This window comes from Halorussus aquaticus, from assembly GCF_024218795.1.
Taxonomy (GTDB): Archaea; Halobacteriota; Halobacteria; order Halobacteriales; family Haladaptataceae; genus Halorussus; species Halorussus aquaticus.
Window position 1 is genome coordinate 2,928,808 of sequence record NZ_CP100400.1, and the last position, 24,655, is coordinate 2,953,462.

29 protein-coding genes are annotated in these 24,655 nt (G+C 65.8%); 16 read left to right on the forward strand and 13 right to left on the reverse strand.

The features are described from left to right. Position 1: 1 nt before the first annotated feature. Positions 2-550, reverse strand: coding sequence for an NUDIX domain-containing protein (locus NGM06_RS15080; RefSeq protein ID WP_254267752.1), 549 nt, complete (start codon positions 548-550; stop codon positions 2-4). Between the two features lie 341 nt (positions 551-891). On the opposite strand from NGM06_RS15080, the gene NGM06_RS15085 reads away from it, so the two are divergent. Next, positions 892-2,370 (forward strand): phytoene desaturase family protein, encoded by a 1,479-nt coding sequence (locus NGM06_RS15085; RefSeq protein WP_254267753.1) that lies wholly within the window; start codon positions 892-894, stop codon positions 2,368-2,370. A gap of 68 nt (positions 2,371-2,438) precedes the next feature. Here the strand turns inward: NGM06_RS15085 and NGM06_RS15090 are convergent, their stop codons facing one another. The 3 genes from NGM06_RS15090 to NGM06_RS15100 form a co-directional block, all read right to left on the reverse strand. Further along, the gene (locus tag NGM06_RS15090; protein WP_254267754.1) at positions 2,439-3,299 is read right to left on the reverse strand and encodes a class 1 fructose-bisphosphatase; all 861 of its coding nucleotides are present in this window, start codon (positions 3,297-3,299) and stop codon (positions 2,439-2,441) included. Beyond that, positions 3,296-4,090 carry a class I fructose-bisphosphate aldolase gene (locus NGM06_RS15095; RefSeq protein ID WP_254267755.1) on the reverse strand — a complete coding sequence of 265 codons (795 nt, stop codon included), beginning with the start codon at positions 4,088-4,090 and terminating at the stop codon, positions 3,296-3,298. Before NGM06_RS15095 ends, NGM06_RS15090 begins: the two co-directional genes overlap by 4 nt. A 288-nt stretch (positions 4,091-4,378) precedes the next feature. Further along, positions 4,379-5,011 carry a helix-hairpin-helix domain-containing protein gene (locus NGM06_RS15100; RefSeq protein WP_254267756.1) on the reverse strand — a complete coding sequence of 211 codons (633 nt, stop codon included), beginning with the start codon at positions 5,009-5,011 and terminating at the stop codon, positions 4,379-4,381. Positions 5,012-5,280: 269 nt separating this feature from the next. Here NGM06_RS15100 and NGM06_RS15105 point away from each other — a divergent pair, with 269 nt between their 5' ends. Next, on the forward strand, positions 5,281-5,877 hold the full coding sequence (locus tag NGM06_RS15105) for a cysteine hydrolase family protein (RefSeq protein ID WP_254267757.1): 597 nt from the start codon (positions 5,281-5,283) through the stop codon (positions 5,875-5,877). A gap of 49 nt (positions 5,878-5,926) precedes the next feature. Then, the gene (locus NGM06_RS15110; protein ID WP_254267758.1) at positions 5,927-6,787 is read left to right on the forward strand and encodes a 3-hydroxyacyl-CoA dehydrogenase family protein; all 861 of its coding nucleotides are present in this window, start codon (positions 5,927-5,929) and stop codon (positions 6,785-6,787) included. A gap of 31 nt (positions 6,788-6,818) precedes the next feature. Here the strand turns inward: NGM06_RS15110 and NGM06_RS15115 are convergent, their stop codons facing one another. Next, complete coding sequence (locus tag NGM06_RS15115; protein ID WP_254267759.1) at positions 6,819-7,889, reverse strand: phytoene/squalene synthase family protein; 1,071 nt, start codon at positions 7,887-7,889, stop codon at positions 6,819-6,821. A 168-nt stretch (positions 7,890-8,057) separates the two neighbouring features. On the opposite strand from NGM06_RS15115, the gene NGM06_RS15120 reads away from it, so the two are divergent. Continuing rightward, the gene (locus tag NGM06_RS15120) at positions 8,058-8,297 is read left to right on the forward strand and encodes a hypothetical protein (protein WP_254267760.1); all 240 of its coding nucleotides are present in this window, start codon (positions 8,058-8,060) and stop codon (positions 8,295-8,297) included. On the opposite strand, the gene NGM06_RS15125 is transcribed toward NGM06_RS15120, so the two are convergent. Next, on the reverse strand, positions 8,294-9,574 hold the full coding sequence (locus NGM06_RS15125; RefSeq protein WP_254267761.1) for an MFS transporter: 1,281 nt from the start codon (positions 9,572-9,574) through the stop codon (positions 8,294-8,296). The two genes, NGM06_RS15120 and NGM06_RS15125, sit on opposite strands and share 4 nt — an antisense overlap. A gap of 82 nt (positions 9,575-9,656) precedes the next feature. Between NGM06_RS15125 and NGM06_RS15130 the strand changes: the two genes are divergently transcribed. From NGM06_RS15130 to NGM06_RS15140, 3 genes are all read left to right on the forward strand, one after another. After that, positions 9,657-10,052, forward strand: a complete 396-nt coding sequence (locus NGM06_RS15130; protein WP_379793562.1) for a DUF7347 domain-containing protein — start codon at positions 9,657-9,659, stop codon at positions 10,050-10,052. 81 nt (positions 10,053-10,133) lie between these two features. After that, the gene (locus tag NGM06_RS15135; protein ID WP_254267763.1) at positions 10,134-11,276 is read left to right on the forward strand and encodes an acyl-CoA dehydrogenase; all 1,143 of its coding nucleotides are present in this window, start codon (positions 10,134-10,136) and stop codon (positions 11,274-11,276) included. Positions 11,277-11,282: 6 nt separating this feature from the next. Further along, positions 11,283-11,474 carry a hypothetical protein gene (locus NGM06_RS15140; protein ID WP_254267764.1) on the forward strand — a complete coding sequence of 64 codons (192 nt, stop codon included), beginning with the start codon at positions 11,283-11,285 and terminating at the stop codon, positions 11,472-11,474. A gap of 23 nt (positions 11,475-11,497) precedes the next feature. On the opposite strand, the gene NGM06_RS15145 is transcribed toward NGM06_RS15140, so the two are convergent. Next, positions 11,498-11,902, reverse strand: a complete 405-nt coding sequence (locus NGM06_RS15145) for a hypothetical protein (protein WP_254267765.1) — start codon at positions 11,900-11,902, stop codon at positions 11,498-11,500. Between the two features lie 26 nt (positions 11,903-11,928). Continuing rightward, positions 11,929-12,237: a helix-turn-helix transcriptional regulator gene (locus tag NGM06_RS15150; RefSeq protein ID WP_254267766.1), complete on the reverse strand. Its 309-nt coding sequence runs from the start codon at positions 12,235-12,237 to the stop codon at positions 11,929-11,931. 270 nt (positions 12,238-12,507) lie between these two features. On the opposite strand from NGM06_RS15150, the gene NGM06_RS15155 reads away from it, so the two are divergent. After that, positions 12,508-12,783, forward strand: coding sequence for a DUF7111 family protein (locus NGM06_RS15155; RefSeq protein WP_254267767.1), 276 nt, complete (start codon positions 12,508-12,510; stop codon positions 12,781-12,783). 215 nt (positions 12,784-12,998) lie between these two features. After that, on the forward strand, positions 12,999-13,208 hold the full coding sequence (locus NGM06_RS15160) for a ribbon-helix-helix domain-containing protein (protein ID WP_254267768.1): 210 nt from the start codon (positions 12,999-13,001) through the stop codon (positions 13,206-13,208). Positions 13,209-13,234: 26 nt separating this feature from the next. Here NGM06_RS15160 and NGM06_RS15165 read toward each other — a convergent pair whose 3' ends face one another. After that, complete coding sequence (locus NGM06_RS15165; protein WP_254267769.1) at positions 13,235-13,648, reverse strand: JAB/MPN domain protein-containing protein; 414 nt, start codon at positions 13,646-13,648, stop codon at positions 13,235-13,237. Positions 13,649-13,832: 184 nt separating this feature from the next. Between NGM06_RS15165 and NGM06_RS24165 the strand changes: the two genes are divergently transcribed. Then, positions 13,833-13,967 (forward strand): DUF7503 family protein, encoded by a 135-nt coding sequence (locus tag NGM06_RS24165; protein ID WP_256567936.1) that lies wholly within the window; start codon positions 13,833-13,835, stop codon positions 13,965-13,967. 1 nt (position 13,968) lies between these two features. Here the strand turns inward: NGM06_RS24165 and NGM06_RS15170 are convergent, their stop codons facing one another. Together NGM06_RS15170 and NGM06_RS15175 are read right to left on the reverse strand one after the other, a co-directional pair. Further along, a complete protein-coding gene (locus NGM06_RS15170; RefSeq protein WP_254267770.1) occupies positions 13,969-16,059 on the reverse strand; it encodes a CHAT domain-containing protein in 2,091 nt (696 codons plus the stop codon). 166 nt (positions 16,060-16,225) lie between these two features. Further along, positions 16,226-16,903, reverse strand: a complete 678-nt coding sequence (locus NGM06_RS15175; RefSeq protein ID WP_254267771.1) for an MBL fold metallo-hydrolase — start codon at positions 16,901-16,903, stop codon at positions 16,226-16,228. A gap of 140 nt (positions 16,904-17,043) precedes the next feature. On the opposite strand from NGM06_RS15175, the gene NGM06_RS15180 reads away from it, so the two are divergent. After that, positions 17,044-17,721 (forward strand): VOC family protein, encoded by a 678-nt coding sequence (locus NGM06_RS15180; protein WP_254267772.1) that lies wholly within the window; start codon positions 17,044-17,046, stop codon positions 17,719-17,721. A gap of 95 nt (positions 17,722-17,816) precedes the next feature. Here the strand turns inward: NGM06_RS15180 and NGM06_RS15185 are convergent, their stop codons facing one another. Next, positions 17,817-18,122, reverse strand: a complete 306-nt coding sequence (locus tag NGM06_RS15185) for a DUF5779 family protein (RefSeq protein WP_254267773.1) — start codon at positions 18,120-18,122, stop codon at positions 17,817-17,819. 144 nt (positions 18,123-18,266) lie between these two features. Then, positions 18,267-18,719 carry a ferritin-like domain-containing protein gene (locus NGM06_RS15190; protein ID WP_254267774.1) on the reverse strand — a complete coding sequence of 151 codons (453 nt, stop codon included), beginning with the start codon at positions 18,717-18,719 and terminating at the stop codon, positions 18,267-18,269. Between the two features lie 268 nt (positions 18,720-18,987). Between NGM06_RS15190 and NGM06_RS15195 the strand changes: the two genes are divergently transcribed. The 5 genes from NGM06_RS15195 (at position 18,988) to NGM06_RS15215 (ending at position 24,607) form a co-directional block, all read left to right on the forward strand. Next, positions 18,988-20,244, forward strand: coding sequence for a LeuA family protein (locus NGM06_RS15195; protein WP_254270039.1), 1,257 nt, complete (start codon positions 18,988-18,990; stop codon positions 20,242-20,244). A 444-nt stretch (positions 20,245-20,688) separates the two neighbouring features. Beyond that, complete coding sequence (gene ilvB / locus NGM06_RS15200) at positions 20,689-22,569, forward strand: biosynthetic-type acetolactate synthase large subunit (RefSeq protein WP_379793564.1); 1,881 nt, start codon at positions 20,689-20,691, stop codon at positions 22,567-22,569. Beyond that, entirely contained in the window at positions 22,566-23,252 is a 687-nt protein-coding gene (gene ilvN / locus NGM06_RS15205; protein ID WP_254267775.1) for an acetolactate synthase small subunit, read from the forward strand. Before ilvB ends, ilvN begins: the two co-directional genes overlap by 4 nt. After that, the gene (gene ilvC / locus NGM06_RS15210; RefSeq protein ID WP_254267776.1) at positions 23,245-24,291 is read left to right on the forward strand and encodes a ketol-acid reductoisomerase; all 1,047 of its coding nucleotides are present in this window, start codon (positions 23,245-23,247) and stop codon (positions 24,289-24,291) included. Before ilvN ends, ilvC begins: the two co-directional genes overlap by 8 nt. Positions 24,292-24,295: 4 nt before the next feature. Further along, on the forward strand, positions 24,296-24,607 hold the full coding sequence (locus tag NGM06_RS15215; protein WP_254267777.1) for a DUF7989 family protein: 312 nt from the start codon (positions 24,296-24,298) through the stop codon (positions 24,605-24,607). Positions 24,608-24,655 lie beyond the last annotated feature (48 nt).

The window sequence follows — 24,655 nt, forward strand, 5'->3', positions numbered from 1 at the left end:
ATTACTCCTCCAGTTCGAGGTCCTCGGGTCCGTCGGCGGCCCGCGCGGCGGCGAGTTCCGCCAGCACGTCCTCGGTGGCCGTGTCGTCGGACCCGGCATAAGGGTCGTCTACGGCGTCGAACGGTTCGGAGTCGTCGAGTTCGGCCGCGCGCTCTATCGCGCGACTAAATCGCTCACCTAACGGCGGGGTGAGTCGGTCGGCCGCCGTCTCGACCGTGACCCACTCGTAATCGTCGTGTTCGTGATTCAGCGAGACGCCGCGCTGGTCGGTTTCACACCGATAGACGAGCGTCACCATCGGGTCCGCGGTCTCGCTGTCGAGCCACCCGCCGTACACCGCCTCGACTGGTGGCCCGACCGCAGCGTCGACGTGGAGTTCCTCGCGGAGTTCTCGTCGGAGTCCGCCGACGAGCGTCTCCCCGAACTCGAAGGTCCCGCCGGGTGGCTCCCAGTGGTCGCCGACCCGAGTGACGAGAACGTCGCCGTCCGGGCCGAACAGTATCGCTTTCTGCGTTATCTTCCCGACGAACGGTTCGGCGTCGTCAGCCATGCGTGTCCCGACGTCTCGGATATTACAATAACGTATCGGTTCAGCTAGAATTTCGGGCGAGACGACAGTATCAGACGGTCATTCAACATCGAGTCGAGACGGGATTCGTCGGACCGAATTACGAGTCGTCGGAAACGGAGGGGACTCGGTATCATCGAGTGGAACGAGAACTCGGCGGGCACCGATCGGTAGGTGAGTCGCCGAACGCGTAGACAGTTTGAAGAGTGTCGGTTTTGAACACCTGTCACAACGATGAGAGACAACCGTGGTTCCGGGTTCGACTCCTCCTCCTCCGTGAGAGACCGAGGACGGCAATCACGGACGCGAGGAGCGGGTGACGCGTGACCGACCACCAGTTCGACGTGGCGATTGTCGGAGGCGGCATCGCTGGCATGAGTACCGCGGCCCGGTTGCAGTCCGAGGGGCTATCGACCGTGGTACTCGAACAACACGACCACGTCGGCGGGTGCGCGGGATACTACCGTCGCGACGGCTTCGCGTTCGACGTCGGCGCGACGACGCTCGTGGACTTCGGACCGGGCGGCATCGGCGGGCAACTGCTCGACCAGATCGGGTTAGAGCCGCCCGACATCGACGTTCAGGACGCGTACGACCTGTGGTTACCCGACCGGACGGTGAGGCTCTATCACGACCCGGAGAAGTGGCGGGCCGAACTGCGCGACACGTTCGGCGACGACGCGAACCACCGGGAGTTCTATCGGTTCCTCGACCGGACATCCGAGACGCTCTGGGACATCACTCGACGGGACGTGAAACTCCCGGTCCAGAGCGTCGGAGACGTCGTCCGGAACTGCCGGGCGGTGGGGGTGACGAACCTGCCGCTGGTCCGATATCTCCGGTGGACGATGAAGGACGCCCTCGAGAAGTTCGGCGTGTACGACGACGTCGCGCTTCGGAAGATGCTCGCCGTTCTGGTCGAAGACACCGTTCACGCCACGCTCGACGAAGCACCCCTGCTCAACGCCGTACTCGGGGTCACCATCCGGAAGGCGGGTCTCGGCAGAGCGACCGGCGGGATGTACGGGTTCTGGACCGCGTTCGTGGACCGCTACGTCGAGATGGGCGGGACGGTCGAGACCGGGGAGACGGTCACCGAGGTCGCGGGTCGGGAGAGCGATTTCCGAGTGGTCACCGACACCGGGCGGTATCGCGCGAATCAGGTCGTGAGCGCGGTTCCCATCGAACTGACGAGGCGAATCGCGCCCTCCGTCGTCGGGACCAGACTGGACGAACACGTCTCGAGGTTGCGCGGACACGAAGGCGGAGCCATCGTCGCGCTGCTCGGCGTCCCGGAAGAGGAGGTCGCCCATCGCGAGGTAACGCACCACCAGATACTGGAGGACTACGACGAACCGCTCGGGAACGGGAACAACATGTTCGTCTCCGTTTCGGCCCCGGGCGACACGACGAGCGCCCCGGACGGTCATCGAGCGGTCATCCTCTCCACCCACTGCGAGGTCGAACCTTGGCGCGACCTCGACGAATCGGAGTACGAACTGAAGAAGGAGAACGCGGGCGAGCGATTGATATCGGTGGCTCGGACGGTGTACCCCGACCTCGCCACGGACCCGGTCGTGTACGAAATCGGAACGCCGGTCACGTACGAGGCGTTCACGAACAGGCCGAGGGGAGCGATCGGCGGCTATCGACAGACGGTGACGAACGCGAACCAGAACGCGGTTCCGCAGGACGTCGGCATCGACGGGTTCTATCTGGCCGGGGACACGACGTGGCCGGGACTCGGCACGGTCGCCTGTCTCACGGGTAGCCGCATCGCCGCGAACCACGTCCTGAACTGAAGGTAGACTCTCCGACTGGAAGACCACCCGGACCGGTGACCCCAGAGAACCCGGACAGGGTCGGCCGGTCAGAACCGCGATTCGAGCCTTTCGATTAGCTCCTCGTTGCCGACGTAGACCGGCGTGCGCTGGTGGACTTCGTCGGCCTCGGCGTCCAGCAGCGACTCCTCGCCGTTCGAGGACGCGCCGCCCGCCGACTCCACGACGTACGCGATGGGGTTGCCCTCGAACTGGAGGCGCAGTTTGCCCTCGGGTCGGGACTCCAACTCGGGGTAGGCGAACACGCCGCCGTAGGTCAGCACCTGATTCACGTCGCCTATCATCGCACCCCCGTACCGGAGTTTGAGTTCGTCCTCGACGTCGCGAGCGTAGTCGGCGAACCGGTCGGTCCAGTCCGGGACGCGCCCGCCGAACCCGTAGACCGTCGGGTCGTCGGGCAGCGTCACGTCCTCGCGGACCGCGCGTCGCTCGGCGGTTCCCTCGTCGGTCTCCTCGACGACGTACTCGGTCACCTCGCCGTCGCGTGCGACGACCATCGTCGTGATGGGGCCGTAGAGGACGTAAGCCGCGGCGACGAGGTGGGAACCCTTCGCGGGAAGTTCCGCGTCGTACACCCCGAGGACGGTCCCCATCGAGTTGTTGGACTTCAGATTCGAGGAGCCGTCGAGGGGGTCCACGGTGACGGCGTACCCACCGCTCTCTCCGCATTCGAGGACGTCCTCTCGCTCCTCGCTGGCGAACTGACTCACGCCGTCGATGGCGGTCAGGCGCTCGGCGAGGAGTTCGTCGGCCCAGACGTCGGCGGCCAGTTGGGTCTCGCCGCTTGCGTTCTCGGCGTCGGTCTTCCGCCGACGGCCGGAGAGACCGCCGCGAACTTCGGGGGCCGCGCGAGCGACGGTCTCGACGACTTCGGTAACCGCGTCGCTCATTCGTCGAGCGCTTCGTCGGCGGTGGCTTCCTCGAAGATGACCTGTTCGAGCGCGTCGAGGATGCGCTCGGGTTCGTCGCGTTGCCAGACGTTCCGACCGACAGCGAGACCGGCACCGCCAGCGTCCATGACGGCCTCGACGCTCGAGAGGAACTCGTAGTCGCTGACCTTCGACCCGCCCGACATCACGACCGGCATCTCCGCGCCCGACCGGACCGCCCACTCCATCGACTCGCGGTTGCCGGGATACTTCACCTTCGCCATGTCCGCGCCGATTTCGAGCGCGATGCGGGTGGCGTAGGCGATGACGCTCTCCTTCGTGTCGTTCTTCAGTCCCTGTCCGCGCGGGTACGACCACATGACGACCGGCAGGTCGTACTCGCTGTGGGCCTCCTCCTGCACGTCGCGGAAGTCCTCGTACATGTCCTTCTCGTTGTTCGACCCGGAGTAGACGGTGTAGCCGACCGCGTCCGCGCCGAGTTCCGCGGCGTACTCGACCGACCAGTTCTGGGGCGAGTGGGGTTCGCCCATCCAGAGGTTACTGGTCCCGTTGAGTTTCGCCAGCAGGTTCACGTCGTCGTCGTAGGAGGGGTAGTAGGTCTCGGCGACCCCCTTCTGGACCGCCAGCGACGTGACCGCGTCGTGGGTGGCGATGTCGAAGACCTGCTCGGGGTCGAGGGTCTCGGGCACCGAGTCGAAGTCCGCGGAGGGACCGTGTTCCAGACCGTGGTCGTAAGCGAGGATGAGGGCCTTGCCGTCGCGCGTTACCGGGGAGTCTTCGAGTGGTATCATCCGTTTCAATCTCCGATAACATCGTATAAGAGTCTAATGGTCGGCCCATATTTTCATAAACTACCTTAGAACCGTTTTCGGGGCGTAAGGAATCCCCTGAGACGCCGGATACTCGTAGAGAGTATTACTACTTAGATAGTTAAAATCCAGCGACCGTGGTCGAAACGCGGCAATCGAACGCCGGGCGACACCGGCTCGGTCGAGAGGGACCCGCCAGTCGACACCACGAACGACTGTCGAACGGACGAAGCTGACCGATACTCCGTGACGAATCGCACCGAGAAACAGCTACGCGAGGTCGCGGGCCGCGTCGCGCCACTCGGCGACGCGCTCCCTGTCGAGTCCCAGCGAGTCGGCGACGTGTTCCGGGTCGGCGGTCGCGAGGCTCCGGACGGAAGTGACGCCGCCGTTGGCGAGGATTTCGGCAGTCCGCTTATCAACGCCGGGAACGTCGGTCACGGGGTCGGGTTTGCTCCGTTCGCGCCACGCGGCCTCGGCCTCCTCGGCGGCCCCGCTTCCGTCGGTGGACGCCTCCCCGGTCGGCGTCCAGTCGCCGCTCGTCACGTCGGCCGTCTCGGGTTCGTTCGACTCCCAGTCGCCGCTACTCGCGGCGACCCACGCGCGCTCGTTGTCCTGCAGTCCGCGGACCTTCTCCGAGCGGCGTTCGAGCGAGTCCTCGTTCTCGTCGCTGCCGCCGAACGACCAGTGCAGCGAGTGTTCCTTCCGGAGGCGGGTGGCGACGCCGGGGTTCACGCCCGCCTCGACGAGCATCTCGTAGGAGACCGACTTGTCCACGATACCGGTCGCGTCGAACTCCACGTCCGCCAGCACCTCCGCGGTCGCGGGGCCGACGAAGTGGATGTCTGTCAGCTCCGCCACGCCGTCAGTCGATTCGTCGTCGGGGGCGTCGTTTTGGCTCACGGGGCGTCACCAGTTTGTATCCGACTCACACTGACACGGCTTGAATGTTTTGCATGGGGCGAATCGAATTCCGAGAACGACGGACGAAATTATCCGTGGCCTCGCGGCGAAACATACACAATCGCGCGTTCAGGACTAACGGCCGTGAACGGATACAGGTCTCACGTGCCCGTAGACCGACCGCGCGACCAGACGCGGGTCCCCGGGAAATCCCCGATTCGAGCGACCCGGAATCACCCGACGGTGAACCGTCCTACCGGGGTGGACGCGTGACTACCGAACTCCCCGACGACGCGGCGCTGATCCTCGTGGACTTCCAACGCGGGTTCGACGCGCCGTCGTGGGGCGACCGGAACAACCCCGACGCGGAGGAACGCGCGCGGGACCTCCTCGACGCGTGGCGTCGAAGGGGACTGCCGGTGGTCCACGTCAGACACGATTCGCAGGAGACCGATTCGCCGCTGCGAGGTGACCGCGAGGGGTTCGCGTTCAAGCCCGGTCTCGAACCGGCCGAGTCCGGGGGCAGTGAGTCTGACGACGGAAGTGTGGAGGTCGAAATCGTCAAACGGGTCAACAGCGCGTTCGTCGGCACGGAACTGGCGTCGTGGCTCCGCGAGCGCGAGTGCGAGACGCTCGTGGTCGCGGGACTGACGACCGACCACTGCGTCTCGACGACGACCCGGATGGCCGACAACCTCGGCTTTCGACCCGTCGTCGTCTCCGACGCCACGGCGACCTTCGACCGCGAGGCACCCGACGGCGAGGAGATTCCGGCCGACCTGAGCCACCGAGTCGCGCTGGCGCACCTCCGGGGGGAGTTCGCCCGAATCGCGGACAGCGACGCGGTCGTTCGGTCGCTGGAGTGACCCGCCGCCCTTCGGTAGGCTTACGGCCCGACCGCAAGAATTGCCGGACATGGTACGGGACCTCGACAGCATCGACAGTATCGGCGTCGTCGGCGCGGGAACGATGGGCAGCGGCATCGCGCAGGTCGCCGCCCAGTCGGGCTACGACGTGGTGATGCGCGACGTGAAGCAGGAGTTCGTCGAGAACGGCTTCGACACCATCGAGGACAGCCTCGACCGCTTCGTGAGCAAGGAGAAACTCTCCGCGGAGGAGGCCGAGGCGGCGACCGAGCGTATCACGGGCACCACCGACCTCGCGGACCTCGCGGACTGCGACGTGGTGGTCGAGGCCGCCGTCGAAGACATGGCGGTCAAACAGGACATCTTCGCCGACCTCGACGAGGCGATTCCCGACGACGTGGTGCTGGCGACCAACACCTCCACGCTCTCCATCACGACCATCGCCGCCGCGACGGAGCGCGAGGAGCAAATCGTCGGTCTCCACTTCATGAACCCCGTTCCGGTGATGACGGGCGTCGAAGTCGTCGTCGGCGAGAAGACCGACGACGAGGTGGTCGAGTTCGCCCACGCGTTCGCGGAGGACCTCGGCAAGGAGACGTGGGAGTCCGACGACAAACCCGGGTTCGTCACCAACCGCATCCTGATGCCGTGGCTCAACGAAGGCATCCGCGCCTACGACGAGGGCGTCGCCACCAAGGAGGACATCGACAAGGGGATGAAACTCGGCACGAACGTCCCGATGGGACCGCTCGAACTCGCCGACCACATCGGACTCGACATCTGTCTCGACGCCAGCGAGACGCTCCACGAGGAGTTGGGCGACCGCTACAAACCGGCCTACCTGCTCAAGCGGAAGGTTGACGCGGGCGACCTCGGGAAGAAGACGGGGAAGGGCTTCTACGAGTACTGAGAGTCGTCTCGGACGGCCGCGGCGACCGTTCTCAGGACGGCGAGTACGGTTCTTCTTCCAACTGCGCACGGAGTTCGCCGATGTTCTCGCGCTCGACGCCGCCGGACTGGAACAGTTGGATGACCGCCATCACCTCGGCGCGCGATATCTTCACGCCGCCCTCCTGCACGACGTCCTCCGGTCGCTCCAGCAGTTCGCGGCTGGTGCCGACCGCGAGCAGGAACGGGATGGCCCACGCTTCGAGGGTGTTGCCCCGCGACTCCGGCAGGGCTTCGAGGTACCGCTGGGCGTCGTCCATGTACCCCCGCGCGTGGCGAGTCACGCGCTGGATGACGCCAGCGACCGCGGTCTGGTTCTCCGGGGCCGTGACGTTCGCCGGACTGACGCCGCGTTCGCGGAGCCACGTCGCGGGGAGGTAGACGTTGTTCTCCTCGCGGAAGTCGTCGGACACGTCCTTGGCGACGTTGACCAACTGCAGCAGCAGTGCGAACCCTCTCGCGTTCGCCCGGAGAATCTCCGCGCGCCGGTCGTCCACGTCCTGGGCGACCAGATTGGTGATGAGTTCGCCGACCGTCCCCGCGGCGTACCAGCAGTACTCCTCCAGTTCGTCGATGGTGCCGATTCTGAGTCCTCCGTCGTCCTCGTATCGCTGGACGAACTCGGCCATCCCGCAGACCAGTTCGCTCACGGGCGGATAGATGGCCGACTGGGCGTCCTCGCCGAGCGACCGGAAGGTGGCCACGACGCGGGGCGACTCGGCGACGACCTCCCAGTCTTCGTCGGCATCGACCTCGTCGGTGTTGGCGGGAAGCCACGGTTCGACTGCAGTTCGGAACTCCTCGATGCTCGCCTCGTCGTCGGGGTCGAGCGCCCGGTCGTACAGACGGAGGAGTCGCGCCTGTTCGTCGGGCGAGATGTGTCCGGCGTCCTCGACGGTGTCGGCGACGCGACAGAGCAGATACCCGACACAGATGTACGAGGCCATCGGCTCTTCCAGCACGTCGATAGTGATGGCGAACGTCCTCGAAACGCCCTGCACAGCGTCGAAACACCAGTCGATGTCGCTGTCGGCGAGACGTTCGGTAGGCGGCTCCGTGTCCATTGACTTTTGGGTCCTTAGGACCCGAGAGTGAAAAGCTTGAGCAAATACCATAGGATTTACCGCCGACGCGGCACAAGGTAGCCCCCAATCCGAACGGAGTGGCGACGTTCTGCCGCGAGACAGGTCGGCTACCCAACGTTTATTCTGACTCGGCGCGTCGGAGTAGGTATGATACCGACGCCGAAAGACGCCGCGAAGGTCCTCGTCGGCAAACCCCTGAAGTTCCACAAGAACAGGCTCAACGTCGCGTCGTTCGTCCTGCAGGCCGCGCTCGCGCTCCGAAACGGGAACCACAAGCGGGCGTTCCTCCTGCTCGGCGCGGCGAGCGTCGCACCGAAACATCCGGCGGCGTCGTGGCTGCTCCAGGGCGCGCTCACCGCCGACGACATCCGCCGGAAGCTGTTCTAACTCGCCCCGGAACCGCCGAACTCACCGGACGAGACGCGCGTCGGCGGCCCGAATCGCCGAAGCGAGGGGACGCCGAGCCAGTACGCCCCGGCCAGAACCGACCCGAGGGCGCTGGCGAGCATGACGGTTCGACTGCCGAACCGCGACCCGGCGAGACCGCCGAGGAGCATCCCCACCGGGACGACGAGACTCGACGCGCTCCCGACGACCGCGGTCACGCGCCCGAGCAGGTCGTCGGGCACGCCGGTCTGAATCGTCGCCGAGACGGAGACGTTGTAGACACCAGCGGGAACCCGCGAGAGCGCGAACAGCGCGACCGTGGCGAGTCGGCCGGGGACGACCACCGCGAGCGTCCAGAGGAGGCCCGAGGAGGCGAACCCGACGATGGTCGTCGCGCCCAGCGGGAACTCGTCGACCGCCGAGGCCGCGACCGACCCGATGACGATTCCCACCGTGGTCGCCGCCAGCAGCAGCCCGTAGGTCTCGGGACCGCCGACGGCGTCGGCGAACGCCGGGAGGACCGCCAGCGTGACGCCGGTCAGGAAGTTGGCGAACAGACTCGCGACCAGCATCTTGCCGACGACCGACTCGCCGAGGAGCGCCACGCCTTCTCGGAGGTCCGTGAGGTAGCTATCGAGGTCGAGACCCTCTACGGTGTTCTCTCCGTCGCGCGGCGGAACCGACAGCGACCAGTACAGAATACCCGCGACGACGAACGTAGCGGCGTCGACGACGTAGAGCGCGACCGCACCGCCGACGGCGACCAGCGCCCCGGCGACGCCTCGGGCGGCGGCGTCCACGGTCTTCGCGGTGACTTGAGCCGCCGAGTTCGCCCGAACTAAGTTCTCGTCCGAGACGAGTCTGGGTAGCGTGGCGTTCTGGGCGGGTCCAGTCAGGAGGTTCGCCAGCGCGAGCAGCGGCATCACGGTCAGCACGACGGCGACGCTCAGGTGTCCGAGCGCGGCCGCGAGGGGCACGCCGAGGACGAGGACGGCCTGCGCGAACTCCGAGAGCGTGAGCACCCGACCGAGGGGGAGTCGGTCCACGACCGGGCCGACGAAGAGTTTCAGCACGCCCGGAACTCGGGTCAGGAACCCCGCGAGTCCGGTGTACGCCGTGGAACCGGTCAGGTCGTAGACGAGCCACATCGCGGCGACAGCGTAGAGACCGTCGCCGAGGACGCTCACCGCGTGTCCGGCGAGCATCCTGCGCAGGTCCGCGTTGCGGAGGACCGCCGTCCTGCGGCGGGCCGCCGCGCGAAGTCCGTGTCCTGTCACGGTCGTGGCCGACGCCCGGCGGTACCTTCAGCGTTCGGCGAACTGAACTTCTGTAAATTAAATAACTATTTTCGTGAGTTTGATGGCCGTGGCGGAAGCAACGACCGGCATGGCGAACTCGGAGGACGTGACGGACGCACTCGAAGTACTCGGCAACGAGATTCGCGTCTCCATCCTGCGCGAACTCGCGGACGCCGACGGTCCGCTGTCGTTCACCGAACTCCGGGAGCGAGTGGGTATCCGAGACACGGGGAAGTTCAACTACCACCTCACGAAACTCTGTTCGTACTTCGTCCGCGACACCGAAGGCGGGTACGAACTCGGCCACGCCGGGTCGCGGGTCGTCGCCGCTGCAGACCCCCACGCCGCGGCCGAAGCGTCCGGCGAATCGACCGCCGCCGAGGAGACCTGTCCGGTCTGCGGCGACGAGAACTGCGAGAAACTCTTCCACGTCCACCTGACGCCCCCGTGGCGGTGAGGGCGGACTCGTCGCCCGACCGGGGTCCGACTCGCGCTTCGAAGGGAAAACTAAAGGGCGGTTCCTCCCCAATTTTCGCCCATGGATTTCAGTCTCTCAGCCGAGCAGTCCCAGATACGCGACATGGTCGCGGAGTTCACGGACGAGGAGATAAAGCCCCGCGCAGCCGAAATCGACGAGAACGACGAGTTCCCGCAGGACCTCGTGGACCAGATGGCCGACCTCGGCCTGATGGGGATGCCGTTCCCCGAGGAGTACGGCGGGGCCGGACTCGACTACCACTCCTACGCCATCGGACTGGAGGAGATTTCGCGCGGGTCCGGCGGTCTGGGCACCGTCGTCGCGGCCCACACCAGTCTCGCGGGCAACATGCTCTACGAGTTCGGCGACGAGGACCAGAAGCAGGAGTACCTCACGCCGCTGAGCCGCGGTGAGGAGATCGGGGCGTTCGCGCTCTCGGAGGCGGGCGCGGGGTCGGACGTGCCCGCGATGGACACCACCGCGGAGAAGGACGGCGACGAGTACGTCGTCAGCGGCGGGAAGCTCTGGATTTCCAACGGTTCGGTAGCGGACACGGTCACGCTGTTCGCCAAGACCGACCCCGACGCGGGCAACAAGGGCATCTCCTCGTTCGTCGTCCGGCCCGAGGAGGACGACGGCTTCCACGTCGAGGGCACCGAGGACAAACTCGGCGACAAGGGCTGTCCGACCGCCGAACTCCGGTTCGACGAGATGCGCATCCCCGAGGACCGCTTGCTTGGCGAGGAGGGCCGCGGGTTCGTCCACGCGCTCAAGACGCTCAACGGCGGGCGGATCACCATCGCGGCGCGGTCCATCGGTCTCGCCCGCGCGGCGCTCGAAGACGCCCTCGAATACTCGCAGGACCGCGAGCAGTTCGACCAGCCCATCTCGGAGTTCCAGACCATCCAGCACAAACTGGCCGACATGGACACCAAGGTGCAGGCCGCCAAGATGCTGATGCACCGCGCGGCCGACCGCAAGATGCGCGGCGAGGACTACATCAAGCAGGCCGCGCAGGCCAAACTCTACGCCTCGGAGGTCAGCCGCGAGGTCGCCAACGAGGGCATCCAGATTCACGGCGGCTACGGCTACACCAAGGACTTCCCGGCCGAACGCTACTACCGGGACGCCAAACTGAACGAGATTTACGAAGGGACGAGCGAGGTTCTGCGGAACACCATCGCGAACGAACTACTGGACTGAGAAGCGGTGTCTCCCCTTTTTCGGTCGCTTCTGCGGGTCCGCCTGCTGTGGCTCCCGGCGGTCGGTCTGCTGTTCGGTTCAGTGCTGGTCGGCGTGGGCTTCCTTCCGGTCAGTGGCGGGGTCGGAATCGTGGCCGCGGGGTCGCTGACCGTTTCTGTGATGCTGGTTGCGGGGTTGCTATCCGTCTTCTCCCAGTAGGCCGGGGAGTCGTTCCCGGGTGATTACTCCCTGGGGTCGATTTCGGCGACGAACCGCTCGATTTCGTCTATATCCACGAGCATACAGTCGATAGAGTCCATCATCGCATCCCAGTCCATCCGTCCGGAATCCCACTTCTCGGCCACGACGACGGCTTTCGGTACCTCCATGTCCCTGAAGTCGCCCATTTCCGCGTAGGCCCGCCGCATGTGGTTGATGTAGGTACTCTTGTTAGACGAGCGCGAGGTCTCCTTTACCTCGACGTAGCCCTTCCGAAGGTCGTGTTCGTCGAGGAGAACGCAATCGACCTTCCACCGATTGCCGGACTTTCCCACCTCGAACTGCTTCTCACAGGTGTAACCCGTCGCTTCCGTGAGGATGTCGCGGACGTGTTGCTCGAAATCGTCGTACTCGACGCCTCGGCACATGACTTCGGTTACTCACCGACTGTCGGTTAATGCTGTGCATCGTCGGAGGTGTCTGCCGCTGGCTCAATTTTCTCCCGCATCCACTCGAAGTGTTCCTCGACCCGGCGCTCGCCCGCTTCGGTCAGCGAGTACGCCTCGTGAATCCCCTCGGTGCGCTTCTCGACGAACCCCTGTTGAATCAGCCAGTCGAGCGCGCCGTAGAACGACTTCGAGTCGAAGTGGGCGTCGTAGTGGTCTTCGAGTCGGGTCTTGAGGCTCTGGCCGCGGAGTTGGTCGGTCTCGTACAGCAGGACGCAGAGGTCGCGTCGCCGCCCGCTCTGGAGCCATCTGGTCATGGTCGTGGCGTCGGACCGAACGACTACGACGCTTGCGCTTCGGCGGCGGACCCACGAGGCGAACGGACGCCCGACCGACCGCCGGGATGCGCCCGACCGACCAATTCCCGTGAGTGGGGTGAAGGGGTCGCTCAGACGACCGCGACCGGGCGGGGGCTTCGATAGACCGTCACTATCACTCTGACCGTCGTTCTACGCCCGATCGAGTTTCTCCACATTCCCGAGAGACGAATCGGTACCTTCGACTGTCACCACCCCAAACCTCCACTCATGACCGAGCAGGAAGCCGAGAACGCGGGCGTCACCGCACGGTACTACGAGACCGACGACGAGCGCGTGTTGGAGTTCGACGGGGACCGCGCGACAGCGGCCATCGCCCAAAACGTCGAGGGGTACGCCATGTTGAAAGTCCGGCCGAGCGCCGACGGCGACGAACTCGAACGCTACTACGGGTTCGACATGGCGCTGGACCACGCCGCCGAACTGCTCGGCGTCGCGCCGCACGACCTGCCGGTTCCGGCCGACGCCGAAGACATGGGGATGTGACCGAGGCGGAGTCTCGACTCCGAGTGTCGGACCCGGCGGAGGTGCCGTATCGACCCGACCGATTCACTCGCTCGGGGAACCCACCTCTCGTCGCTACTGCGGGTTGGCGCACCACCGGGAGACTCGCGTCGCCCGGGAAATCACGTTAGAGGGAGGACGACGCCAGCGCGCCGGAGGACACAACATCTATCCCGCGTGCGGCCCCATTCTCTCGCATGACAGAGTACACCACCGTCTCGATTCCGAAGGACCTCGCGAACCGCGTGGACGAGACTATCGAGGGGACGAGTTTCTCAAGTACGAGCGACCTCGTGCGGTTCCTGCTCCGGAGCATCGTCATCCAGCATCAGAAAGAGGGCCAGCTGACCGAGTCCGAGTTCGAGGAGATTACCGGTCAACTTCGAGAACTGGGGTATCTGGAGTAACGCCCCGTCCAGCGACGGATTCGGTCTCAGACCAGCGACTCCGTAGGCGGTTCCGCGTCCACGATTTCCAGCGGTTGCCTGCGGCCCGAACGGTCGAACGCTGCCAGCGACGACTCGTCCCACGGCGGCACCGCGACGAATATCGCCTCGTGGAGGTCGTCGGTCTTGGCGACTTCGAGGTTGCCGCGGGGATGAGAGACGAACCGGCCCTGCGTCTGTCCGGCGGGGACCGACAGGTCGACGCCGAACACGGCGGTCAGTGACTTTCCGGCGTCCGGCGGATAGAAGTGCGTGAAGACGGGGGCCTCCGGCGGTACGTCTTCGATGCCCTCCAGTTCCGCGGCGGGCGTTACTGCGAGGGAGACGGTCAACTCGTCCGGTTCCGACTCCGCCGCGAAGTCGAGTAACACGTTCACCAACCCCCGAGTTACGTACACCACGTTCGACCTTGGGGGCCTCGGTGTTTAACGATACTGCCCTGAGGAGGCTCTCGACCGGCGGTCCGCGTGCCGAATGGTAACTCCTTTCATTTATGACGACGTGCGTCTGACTTACGTCAGACGCAGACATGTTTCGAAATATATAGAATTTTTTATATTATAATAGCTATTACTGCTAATTGCAATGGCCGACACTGACATGACCTCGTACCTCGTCGAGAATCCCCGGATGATGGGTGTCCTGTTCGCGATGCTGCTACTGCTCTCACAAGCAGGAAGCGCGATGGGAGGATTCGCAGTCGCGTGCTACGGGCCGTAAATCAGAGTTCGTCCACGTCGACCGACCGACTCCACGTGAACTGACCGTCGATTTTCAGCGGAATGTTCTCCAGCGCGAGCGTCGTCCGTAACTGGTCCCGAGTCAGCGTGAAGGGACCGTGTTCGCCCGAGGCCAGTCGATACCGCCCGGAGTCCTCCAACTGCGGTTTGAAGAAGCCGCCCATGCCACCGTCTCCCGAGACGTAGCTCTGGACCGACAGCTCGAACTCGTCGGTCCCTCCGTCGCCTGTCTCGATGGCGCAGAGGACCGCCACCCCGCTCTCGGTCTGAGCGATGTCCACGTTCCCGTCGCCGACGACGATGTACTGGTTGCCGACGATACTCCGGCCCCGAGCGATGGACAGCGCGGCCCGGAGCGGGAACCCGCGATTCAGCAGTCGAACCATCGTCTTGCCCACTCTGACCGCGCCGCTGTTTATCACGTCGCTCAGGGTGACGACGCCGCCGACGCTCCCCGCCTCGACCAGCGCCATCCCCTGCTCGTAGGAGCGACAGGCGTTCAGCACGAACGCCTCGGCACCCACCGACTCCAACTCGGCCGCGTCGAGGTGGCCGTCCGCACACTGGAACCCGTCGTCGTCGATGTGGCCGATGTAGTGGAGGAACGCGGTCTCCTCGGCCAGCACCGCTCGGAGTTGTGCGGTCGTCAGGTCTCGGTGGACCGTCACCTCGAACGGGAGGTTCTCGCGGGACCCGTACACCTCGGCGGCGATGTCGCGCTCCTCGTCCATCTCCACGTCGTTGCACACCACCGCGATTTCGACGTCGTCGGCCTCGGTCTCCTGTTCGAGGCGGTTCCGAAACGCGGTCGTCGTCGCCTTGCTGGCGTCCACCGGAGCGTGGTCGCCGAGCCACGCCTGTTCCACGGAGTCGGTTCGCTCCGGTTCGACCACCGGAAGGTCTTCGCCGGACTCGGCCGTACTCCGAGTGAAATCACCGTCGTTCGCCGCGTCGCCGTCGCGGGTGGTTTCCCCGACGGTCGCGGCCGAAGTCTGAGCCGTGGTCTGGCGGACGTCCGGCGTTCGGACGACCGCGAGGTCGTCCACCAGAAACGGGAGCGACGAGACGTTCTCCAGCGCAGGTTCGACGTGAGTGGTCAGCTTCCACGACGGAACGTGGTCGGCGACCACCTCGAACGGGACCGAGAGGTAGGCTTCGACCCGCTCGGCCAGCGGCCGGTCGTAGAGGTCGGCGAAGTCCAACTCGACCAGCGGTTCGACTGCCGCCCGCTCGTGTAACTCCACCGGATAGTACCCCTCGGTTCGCGTGACGCAGTCCAGCAGGAACGTCTGTCGAAGCGTTCTGGCCACTTCCTCTTCGAACCCCTGCGGCCCGTCGAGCGAGTACTCGAACCCCCTGTCGGTGGCGATTCGAGGGGTACTACTGGGGACTAACTCGGCACCGAGATAGAACGCGAGCGGTGCGGCCACGTAGGCGTGGCTCAGGTCCGGCGGTAGTTCGACGCGAACGCCGGTGTCGGGCACGTCGAGTTCGTCCGGGACGTGGAGTTGTTCGCCCACTTCGACCAGCGGTGGGTGCCCTCGTAGCGTCGGGAAACTCCGTTCGGGCGACGTGGTCTTCAACGCTGACCCGAACGTCGAGAGCGCAGTCATCACGTCACGGGGGTTCTCGGTCGTGATGACCGTCGCCGCGGGACGCGCGTGGTGCGAGCGCGCACCGACTCGGACCTCCGTCTCGGGGTCGAACTCGAACCGAATCCGGTCGTCCGTCGCCGTCACCGACAGTGCACCCTCGACTGCGAGGTAGAGTTTCATCGGCGTACACAACTCCACGTCGTACGCGCCCGACGGGAGTCGTCGGTCGGTCCCCGGGTTCACTTCGAGGCGCATCTCACCGTCCGTGTTCCGGACGTAAGACGCCACGAACGTCGGAAGCGTGACGGCATCGGTCGTGATGGTCACCGCTTCGTCCACCGGAAACCGGAAGCGTCGGGTGTCCGTGGGCGTCGGCGAGACGACCGACGGAGTGCGAACGGCGTACGTTCGGTGTTCGATGTGGTCCCGAATCTCGATTCCCGGTCGCTCCGACGTCGGTTCGAACGAGAGGCTCACGGCCACACCTCCCGCCGTCTCTGCGCCGAATCCACCCCTCGGAGGAAACGCATAGGATTCAATTTAACGTCCTACTCCAAAAATTTATCGTCCGTTACGTTTCTGCGTCGTTACACTATCGCCTTTCGTTCACTAAACTCGTCGCCCGCACGATAGCCAACTCGTGCTACCGCTGAAGTAACAGTCGCAGATTTTCCGCGTAGAGTTTCGGCGTCGCTCGTCGCGCCCCGCTGAGGGCGTCGTCGAGCGCACGCGTCGCGTCGTCCAGTACGCCGCGTCCGTGACCGAAGAGGACGCGTTCCGGTCGGAGACCGCGAAGCGCCGACGGCGGCGTCAGTCGCAGCATCGGGTGGACGCCGATTCGCTCACCGGGCGTGGTGAAGTACGGCGCGTTGCCGACGCCCTCTGGGACGACGAGCGTCCCGCTCTCGTCGTCGTAGAGCGCCGCCTCCGCCCACCCGAACGAGTCGAAGATCTTCAGGACCCGGAAGTCGGTCCCGGGCAAAGTGGCGTCGAACCGCCGGAGTTCGGCCTCGGTCTCCGGGACGTCGTCGAACCACGAGGGGACGTAGACCGGAACGTCGTGGCGTTGCGCGATAGCGTCCGCGTCCCGGTAGTGGCGGTTCAGGAGGACGACGACGCCCGCGACGTCACCGAACTCCGCGAACAGGTCGTCGATGTCGGGTGCATCGACGGGGTCTACCACCCAGACGCCCGATTCGGTGGCGAGAGCGTGACTGGCACGCAACATCGCCTCGTTCGGGTGGGCAATCCAGCCGACGCCGTCTTCCCAGCGATCTATCTCCTCGTAGTCCGTCGCTGGCTGCGACTTCTTGAGTGGCATGCTCGTGGGTACGGGTCGAAGCCACAAATCCCCACCGACGCGGACGAGAGACGGGGAAACCGGATGCGCGGGCGGAGATCGCTCTCTCGACGCTTCGTCACGCGCGGGCTTTATGCGCCGGGACCGCGTACCTCGAATCCATGCTCTCGGGGTTGCGATGGCTGGCGCTCGAAGCGAAGTACCTCGACCGTGCCCGCGAGTTCTACGCGACGCACCTCGACATGACGGTGGTCCGGGAGGGGAACGGCGAAGTCGTCCTCGACGCTGGCGAAACCGACCTCGTCCTCCGGGAACCGGGCGAGGTCCCTCGGGGCGGTGTCCACACCCACTACGCGTTCGCCGCGCCGCCCGACCGCTACGACGCGTGGTACGACCGCCTCGACGAGTCGTTCGACCTCACCGAGTTCGACTTCGGCGGTGCGAAGTCGTTGTACTTCTACGACCCGGACGGCAACTGCGTCGAAATCGGTAGCGTCGGCGAGGGCGACGCCGACATCACCGAGGTCTTCGAAATCGTCCTCGAAGTCGAGGACCTCGCGCGCGCCGAGTCGCTCTATCGCTCGCTCGGCTTCGAGGTGGTGGACCGCGGCGACCAGCGCCGCCGGGTTCGCCTCGGCGGTCCGGTGGACCTCGAACTCTGGGAACCCCAGTTGGGAATCGCCGACGCTCGGGGCGGTCTCCACGTCGACGTCGGGTTCGCGGCCGAGGACCCGGACGCGGCGGCCGAAACGGTGCGCGACCGCGTCTGCGAAGTCGAGCGCAGGGACGACGGCGTCCGGGTGCGCGACCCGGACGGCCACTACCTGACGTTTCAGTGAGGGTCGAGACCGGAGTCCGGACTGGTCGCCCGTTCGTACTCGGACCGTCGCGTCGGTCGTGGTCCGACACGCCCCGGTAGGCGGGAGGAATCGCCTCAGAGCCGGTCGGCGTCCACGCTCACGTCGGTGGGGGTCACGATGAGGAAGTCGCGGAAGTGAATCAGGTTCCCGCCGCGTTCCTTGACTCGCGGCGCGAGGTCGGCCGCCAGTTCCGGCAGGTCCCCTTCGATCGCCAGCACGAGAACGTCGCCGCGTTCGATGACCTCGAACCACTCGCGCTCGTCGGTACTCCCGTCGAGTTCGCCGAGAACGATTCGCCGGTCGCCCTGCTCGCGGTCGTCGTCGCTGTCCTCTATCTCCTGTTCGACTGTCTGGAGGTCGAGGTCGAAACCACTGGTCATACCCGCTCGCTCACACTCCCTCGGGAAAGTCCTTGCCCCCGGCGGTCGGCCGACGCTCGTTTTGTCCCGAGGCGCGAATCGCCGACCGGAGTCGTCACTGGTAGACGGTTTCGCTACCGAGAGAACGAGCGACAGCGAGAGTCGTCAGTCCTCGTCGTACTCGCGCTTGAACCCGCGGAACTCGGTCCGGTGGGCCTCCTCGTCCGCGAGGATGGTGACCGCGATGTCCTCCGTCACGGGGTCCTCGTCGCCCGCCGCCGTGATGAGCGAGCGGTACGTCTCGATGGCGTCCTCCTCGGCGTCGAGGACGCCCTCGATGACCGACAGCACGTCGGTGCTGTTCTCGGGCGGTTGGAGACTCTCCTGTCGGGCCTCGAAGTCGTAGGACGCGGGCGGACGCTCGTCGAGTTGCTTGAGTCGCTGGCCCAGCATCTCGGCGTGGTTGAGTTCCTCCTGAATGTCGGTTTCGAGGCTCTCCTTGACCTCCTCGGCACTCACGCCGTCGAGGATGATGGAGTTTGTCAGGTAGTTCATCACCGTCTCGATTTCGTCGCTGTACGCCTTCTTGAGCAGGTCCGTGACCTCTTGAGATGTCATACGACCGGTAGTACGTCCGCCAGCCTTCTTACTGTTCCGGCGACGACAACGAGTCGGCCGAACCCGCGCCCGAGAGATTTCCCGCTCGGTGTGTGAGCAATTAACTCTCTCGCCACGTCTCGCAAGTCCGCGGTGATAAAATGTATATTAGGAGAATTAAGGGGATGCGAATGATTACAGGACGTTTCAGTCGGGCGGTTTTGCGATCCGTCCGGTTCCCGTCGTGATGTCACCCGTCCGAAACCACCTGTTTCAGCGACATTCTTAAATAGGAGAAGGGCGCCACCCTGAGTTACGATGTCCGACAACGACATGGGCTCGTCCGGTACCAGCCGGGCGGGTCGAGTTCTTCGATGGCACGTTAGCTACTGAGACCGAGTTCGAGTCCGCACGGGTCTTCGACACGACCCTGCGCGACGGCGAACAGGCTCCCCGCACCTCCTTCTCATACGACGAGAAGCGAACTATCGCTGAGGCCTTGGACCGGATGGGCACCCACGTCATAGAGGCGGGGTTCCCGGTCAACTCCGACGCCGAGTTCGAGGCCGTCAGCGACATCGCCGCGAGCACGTCCGCGACCACCTGCGGTCTCGCGCGCATCGTGGAGAAGGACGTGGAGGCCGCGCTCGACTCCGGCGTCGAGATGGTCCACGTCTTCGCCTCGACCAGCGACGTGCAGATAGAGGACTCGATGCACGCCACCCGCGAGGAGGTCGTGGAACGCTCCGTCGCCGCGGTCGAACGCGTGAAGGAGGCGGGCGCGACGGCGATGTTCTCGCCGATGGACGCCACCCGGACCGACGAAGACTACCTGAAGCAGGTCGTCGAAGCGGTCTCGGCGGTCGGCGTCGATTGGATAAACATCCCCGACACGTGCGGCGTCGCCACGCCGAGTCGGTTCGGCGACGTAGTGCGGACGGTGGACGAACACAGCGACGCGCGAATCGACGTTCACACCCACGACGACTTCGGCATGGCCACGGCCAACGCCATCGCCGGATTCGAGGCCGGGGCCGACCAAGCCCAAGTCTCGATAAACGGCATCGGCGAGCGGGCCGGTAACGCCGCCTACGAGGAGGTCACGATGGCGGTCGAGTCGGTGTACGGCGTCGATACCGGCATCGACACGACCGGCATCTCCGAACTCTCGGCGATGGTCGAGGAGTACAGCGACGTGCCGGTCCCGGCGAACAAGCCGGTGGTCGGCGACAACGCCTTCGCCCACGAGTCCGGCATCCACGCCGCCGGAGTCATCGAGAACTCCGACACCTTCGAACCGGGCGTGATGACCCCCGAGATGGTCGGTGCCGAGCGCGAGTTCGTGCTGGGGAAACACACCGGCGCGAACTCCGTCCGCAAGCGACTGGAGGAGAGCGGGTTCGTCCCGACCGACGAGGAGGTCCGGACGGTGACGCGCCGAGTCAAAGACTACGGCGCGGAGAAGAACGCCGTGACGGTCGCCGACCTCGAACGATTCGCCCGCGAGGTGGGCATCACCCACGAGGAATCGGAGGTCCGCGCCTGATGACGACCGTCGGAGTCGCCTCCGCCCGCCAGCCGCGCGCGGCGGAGACCGAACGAGGAGCGCGACCCCGTCGGCGAGCGGTCGCCGGTGTGGGACGCCCGCGACCTTCGCGCAAAGGTTGCACGGCACGCAAAGGTTATGAGCGTCGCCGCCAGAACGTACGCAATAACGATGCGACAGTCACCCACTGCTACCGACGCGGGGCGTCTCGCGTCGGTCGGCGCGCGAGCGGCCCACGCCGCGAGCAGTGCGACTGTCGAGCGCGTGATTATTGTAGGGGCCTGAGCCCCTACACTACCACTTCTCCGAACCGCGTTTTCGCACCGTTTTCAGACCGACCAGCACGCGCTCGACCACCAGTGACACGAAATCGCACGACGCCGATAACCCAAGACGCATCGACAGAGACCACCCGCAGACGAACCGTTCGGGGAGGTGGCTACCGTGAGTGAACCCGCGAAACCGCGGTTCCCCGAGACCGACGACGCCGACGCCGAGGAGTCATCGACCGAGGTGACGGCGGACGACGCGCGCACCGAACCCGAGACGACCGAATCCGGTCCCACGACCGGCGCGGAGGCCGTCGTCACGGCGCTCGAACGCGCCGGAGCCGAGACGCTGTTCGGCGTGCAGGGCGGGGCCATCATGCCCGTCTACGACGCGCTCTACGACTCGGACCTCCGGCACGTCACGATGGCCCACGAGCAGGCCGCGGCCCACGCCGCAGACGCCTACGGCATCGTCTCGGGGACGCCGGGCGTCTGTCTGGCAACGTCCGGGCCGGGCGCGACCAACCTCACGACCGGCATCGCAGACGCCGACATGGACTCGGACCCGATGGTCGCGCTGACCGGTCAGGTGCCCACGGAGTTCGTCGGCAACGACGCCTTCCAAGAGACCGACACCACCGGCCTGACCGCGCCCATCACGAAGACGAACTACTTCGCCCAGCGCGCCGACGACGTCGGCGACACCGTGGGCGAGGCGTTCGCGCTGGCGGGCGCGGGCCGACCCGGACCGACGCTGGTGGACCTGCCGAAGGACGTGACGCAGGCCGAGACCGACGCCGAACCGGGCGAGGCGGAGACGCCCGAGACCTACAACCCGCAGACGGTGGCCGAGGAGGAGTCGGTGGCCGCTGCCGCGCGCACGCTCGAACGCGCGGAGAAACCCGTCGTCCTCGCGGGCGGCGGCGTCGTCAAGGGCGAGGCCAGCGAGCAACTGCGCGAGTTCGCCCGGCGATACCAGATTCCGGTCGCCACCTCGATGCCCGCCGTGGGAGCGTTCCCCGAGGACGACGACCTCGCCGTCGAGATGGTGGGGATGCACGGCACGGGCTACGCGAACATGGCCACGACTCACTGCGACGTGATGCTGGCGGTCGGTTGTCGGTTCGACGACCGACTCACCGGCGGCGTGGAGACGTTCGCGCCCGACGCAGAGGTGGTCCACGTGGACATCGACCCCGCGGAAATCTCGAAGAACGTCTACGCGGACGTTCCCCTCGTCGGTGACGCCGCGACGGTGCTGGAACAGTTGGACGACGAGATGGGCGGCGAAACCGGGGCCGACCCGGACGACATCGCCGACGGCTATCGGGAGTGGCGCGACCAGTGCCAGCAGTGGAAAGCGGAGTACCCGATGGACTACCGGACGCCGTCAGAGACGAGTTCTGACGAGCCTTCGACTTCGTCGAAGACCGCGGAACGCCCCGACGGCGAACCGCTCAAGCCGCAGTTCGTCGTGGAGGCGCTGGACGAAGCGACCGACGACGACGCCATCGTCACCACCGGCGTCGGCCAGCACCAGATGTGGGCGGTCCAGTACTGGACCTTCCGCGAACCCCGAACGTGGGTGTCGAGTCACGGACTCGGCACGATGGGCTACGGCCTGCCCGCCGCCATCGGCGCGAAACTGGCCGCCCCCGACAGGGAGGTCGTCAGTTTCGAGGGCGACGGCTCGTTCCTGATGACGATTCAGGAACTGGCCGTGGCGGTCCGCGAGAATCTGGACATCACGGTCGCCGTCCTCAACAACGAGTACATCGGGATGGTCCGCCAGTGGCAGGACGCCTTCTTCGAGGGCCGCCACTCGGCCTCCGAGTACTCGTGGTGCCCCGAGTTCGACAAGTTGGCCGAGGCGTTCGGCGCGCAGGGCCTCTCGGTCTCCTCGTACGACGAGGTGCCCGACGCCATCGAGTCCGCGATGGCCCACGACGGTCCCTCCGTCGTGGACTTCCGCATCGACCCCGACGAGAACGTCTACCCGATGGTTCCCTCGGGCGGAGCAAACGGCGAGTTCGCACTGTCGGAGGACCAGCTATGAGCGACAGCGAGAACCGAACGTCAGGGCTGCGCGGACCGACGCCCGACGAGCGACCGAAACCCGAGGGTCGTCGGAACCGACACGGCGAGCGCGTCGATTCGGCGACCGACGCCGAGCAGGACACCCGGACCGCGGAAGTCTCGGTGCTGGTCGAACACGAACCCGGCGTGCTGGCGAAGGTGTCGGGGCTGTTCTCCCGGCGGCAGTTCAACATCGAGAGCCTGACGGTCGGTCCGACGACGGTGGACGGCCACGCCCGAATCACGCTGGTCGTCGAGGAGACCGACGCCGGTATCGAACAGGTCAAGAAGCAGGTCGAGAAGTTGGTCCCCGTCATCGCGGCGGGCGAACTCGGCGACGACGCCGTCTGCGCCGAGTTGGTCCTGCTGAAGGTGCGGGGCGAGGAACCCGACAAGGTTCACGCCATCACCCAGATGTACGAGGGCCAGACGCTCGATGCCGGACCCCGGACCATCACGGTCCAGATAACCGGCGACCAGCAGAAGATAGACGACGCGGTGGACGCGTTCCGGCAGTTCGGCATCATCGAAATCGCCCGGACCGGCCAGACCGCGTTGGCCCGCGGCGACACGCCGACCACGCCGGGCGAGTCGCCCGCGGCGTCCGCAGAGAGTACCGCGAACACTCAACAGACGGCGGAGAACACCGACAACGATGACTGACGAATTCAACACCACGGTTTACTACGACGACGACGCGGACAGCACCGAAATCGAGGACGCGACGGTCGCGGTCCTCGGGTACGGAAGCCAGGGCCACGCCCACGCCCAGAACCTCGCCGACAGCGGGGTAGACGTAATCGTGGGCCTGCGAGAGAGTTCCTCGTCGCGCGACGCCGCCCGAGCGGACGGACTCCGCGTGGCGACGCCGACGGAGGCCGCGAGCGAGGCCGACGTCGTGTCGGTCCTCGTGCCCGACACGGTCCAACCGAGCGTCTACGCCGACATCGAGAGCGAACTGGAGTCGGGCGACACCCTCCAGTTCGCCCACGGGTTCAACATCCACTATGGCCAGATAGAACCCCCCGAAGACGTGGACGTGACGATGATAGCCCCGAAGTCGCCGGGCCACCTCGTCCGGCGCAACTACGAGAACGGCGAGGGCACGCCCGGCCTGCTGGCGGTGTATCAGGACGCGACCGGCGACGCCAAGGAGCAGGCCCTCGCGTACGCGGAAGCTATCGGATGTACGCGCGCGGGCGTGGTCGAGACCACCTTCCGCGAGGAGACCGAGACCGACCTGTTCGGCGAACAGGCCGTCCTCTGCGGGGGCATCACCGAACTCATCAAGGTCGGCTACGAGACGCTCGTGGACGCGGGCTACAGCCCCGAGATGGCCTACTTCGAGTGTCTGAACGAGATGAAGCTCATCGTGGACCTCATGTACGAGGGCGGGATGCGCGAGATGTGGGACTCGGTCTCGGACACCGCCGAGTACGGCGGCCTGACTCAGGGACCCGAAATCATCGACGAGGGCGTGCGCGAGAACATGGAGCAGACGCTCGAAGAGGTACAGAACGGCGAGTTCGCCCGCGAGTGGATCACCGAGAACCAGACCGGACGCCCGGTGTACCGCCAGCGGAAGCAGGCGGACGTGAACCACGACATCGAGGACGTCGGCGCGCGACTCCGCGACCTCTTCGCGTGGGCAGACGACGAGCAGAACGACGAATCGACCGAGAAAGTGACTGCGGACGACTGAGACCATGAACCGAACCGACCGACACGACCCGACGACCGACGACCCGACAGACCGAGAATCGACTCAGATGGGCGAGGTGAGCCACACCCATCCCCACGCCGACCGCGGCACCGTCAACCGGCCCTTCGAGCGCGGACCGATAGTCGCCGCCGACGGCGGTGAGAGAGACGCCTACGACGCCGACGCCCGCGAGGAGGACGACGAGGACGACTCCGACCGGATGAAGGACGTGAACCACTCCCCGCCCCACGGCGACGGCGTGGACCGCGTCTTCGTGAGAGGGAACGAGAACGAACCCGTAGAGTCCGAAGAGTGAGCCAGTAGCTACCGATGAACGTACGAACCGATTTCTTCGACGACGAGA

What these genes read in the sequence shown, in the direction of transcription:
- NGM06_RS15110 (WP_254267758.1), top strand. Translation starts at nt 5,927, where the DNA reads ATGGTACGGGACCTCGACAGCATCGACAGTATCGGCGTCGTCGGCGCG.
- NGM06_RS15120 (WP_254267760.1), top strand. Translation starts at nt 8,058, where the DNA reads ATGATACCGACGCCGAAAGACGCCGCGAAGGTCCTCGTCGGCAAACCC.
- NGM06_RS15150 (WP_254267766.1), bottom strand. Translation starts at nt 12,237, where the DNA reads ATGACCAGATGGCTCCAGAGCGGGCGGCGACGCGACCTCTGCGTCCTG.
- NGM06_RS15080 (WP_254267752.1), bottom strand. Translation starts at nt 550, where the DNA reads ATGGCTGACGACGCCGAACCGTTCGTCGGGAAGATAACGCAGAAAGCG.
- NGM06_RS15215 (WP_254267777.1), top strand. Translation starts at nt 24,296, where the DNA reads ATGAACCGAACCGACCGACACGACCCGACGACCGACGACCCGACAGAC.
- NGM06_RS15130 (WP_379793562.1), top strand. Translation starts at nt 9,657, where the DNA reads ATGGCCGTGGCGGAAGCAACGACCGGCATGGCGAACTCGGAGGACGTG.
- NGM06_RS15160 (WP_254267768.1), top strand. Translation starts at nt 12,999, where the DNA reads ATGACAGAGTACACCACCGTCTCGATTCCGAAGGACCTCGCGAACCGC.
- NGM06_RS24165 (WP_256567936.1), top strand. Translation starts at nt 13,833, where the DNA reads ATGGCCGACACTGACATGACCTCGTACCTCGTCGAGAATCCCCGGATG.
- NGM06_RS15180 (WP_254267772.1), top strand. Translation starts at nt 17,044, where the DNA reads ATGCTCTCGGGGTTGCGATGGCTGGCGCTCGAAGCGAAGTACCTCGAC.
- NGM06_RS15135 (WP_254267763.1), top strand. Translation starts at nt 10,134, where the DNA reads ATGGATTTCAGTCTCTCAGCCGAGCAGTCCCAGATACGCGACATGGTC.
- NGM06_RS15145 (WP_254267765.1), bottom strand. Translation starts at nt 11,902, where the DNA reads ATGTGCCGAGGCGTCGAGTACGACGATTTCGAGCAACACGTCCGCGAC.
- NGM06_RS15175 (WP_254267771.1), bottom strand. Translation starts at nt 16,903, where the DNA reads ATGCCACTCAAGAAGTCGCAGCCAGCGACGGACTACGAGGAGATAGAT.
- NGM06_RS15190 (WP_254267774.1), bottom strand. Translation starts at nt 18,719, where the DNA reads ATGACATCTCAAGAGGTCACGGACCTGCTCAAGAAGGCGTACAGCGAC.
- NGM06_RS15115 (WP_254267759.1), bottom strand. Translation starts at nt 7,889, where the DNA reads ATGGACACGGAGCCGCCTACCGAACGTCTCGCCGACAGCGACATCGAC.
- NGM06_RS15095 (WP_254267755.1), bottom strand. Translation starts at nt 4,090, where the DNA reads ATGATACCACTCGAAGACTCCCCGGTAACGCGCGACGGCAAGGCCCTC.
- NGM06_RS15155 (WP_254267767.1), top strand. Translation starts at nt 12,508, where the DNA reads ATGACCGAGCAGGAAGCCGAGAACGCGGGCGTCACCGCACGGTACTAC.
- ilvN (WP_254267775.1), top strand. Translation starts at nt 22,566, where the DNA reads ATGAGCGACAGCGAGAACCGAACGTCAGGGCTGCGCGGACCGACGCCC.
- NGM06_RS15090 (WP_254267754.1), bottom strand. Translation starts at nt 3,299, where the DNA reads ATGAGCGACGCGGTTACCGAAGTCGTCGAGACCGTCGCTCGCGCGGCC.
- NGM06_RS15185 (WP_254267773.1), bottom strand. Translation starts at nt 18,122, where the DNA reads ATGACCAGTGGTTTCGACCTCGACCTCCAGACAGTCGAACAGGAGATA.
- ilvC (WP_254267776.1), top strand. Translation starts at nt 23,245, where the DNA reads ATGACTGACGAATTCAACACCACGGTTTACTACGACGACGACGCGGAC.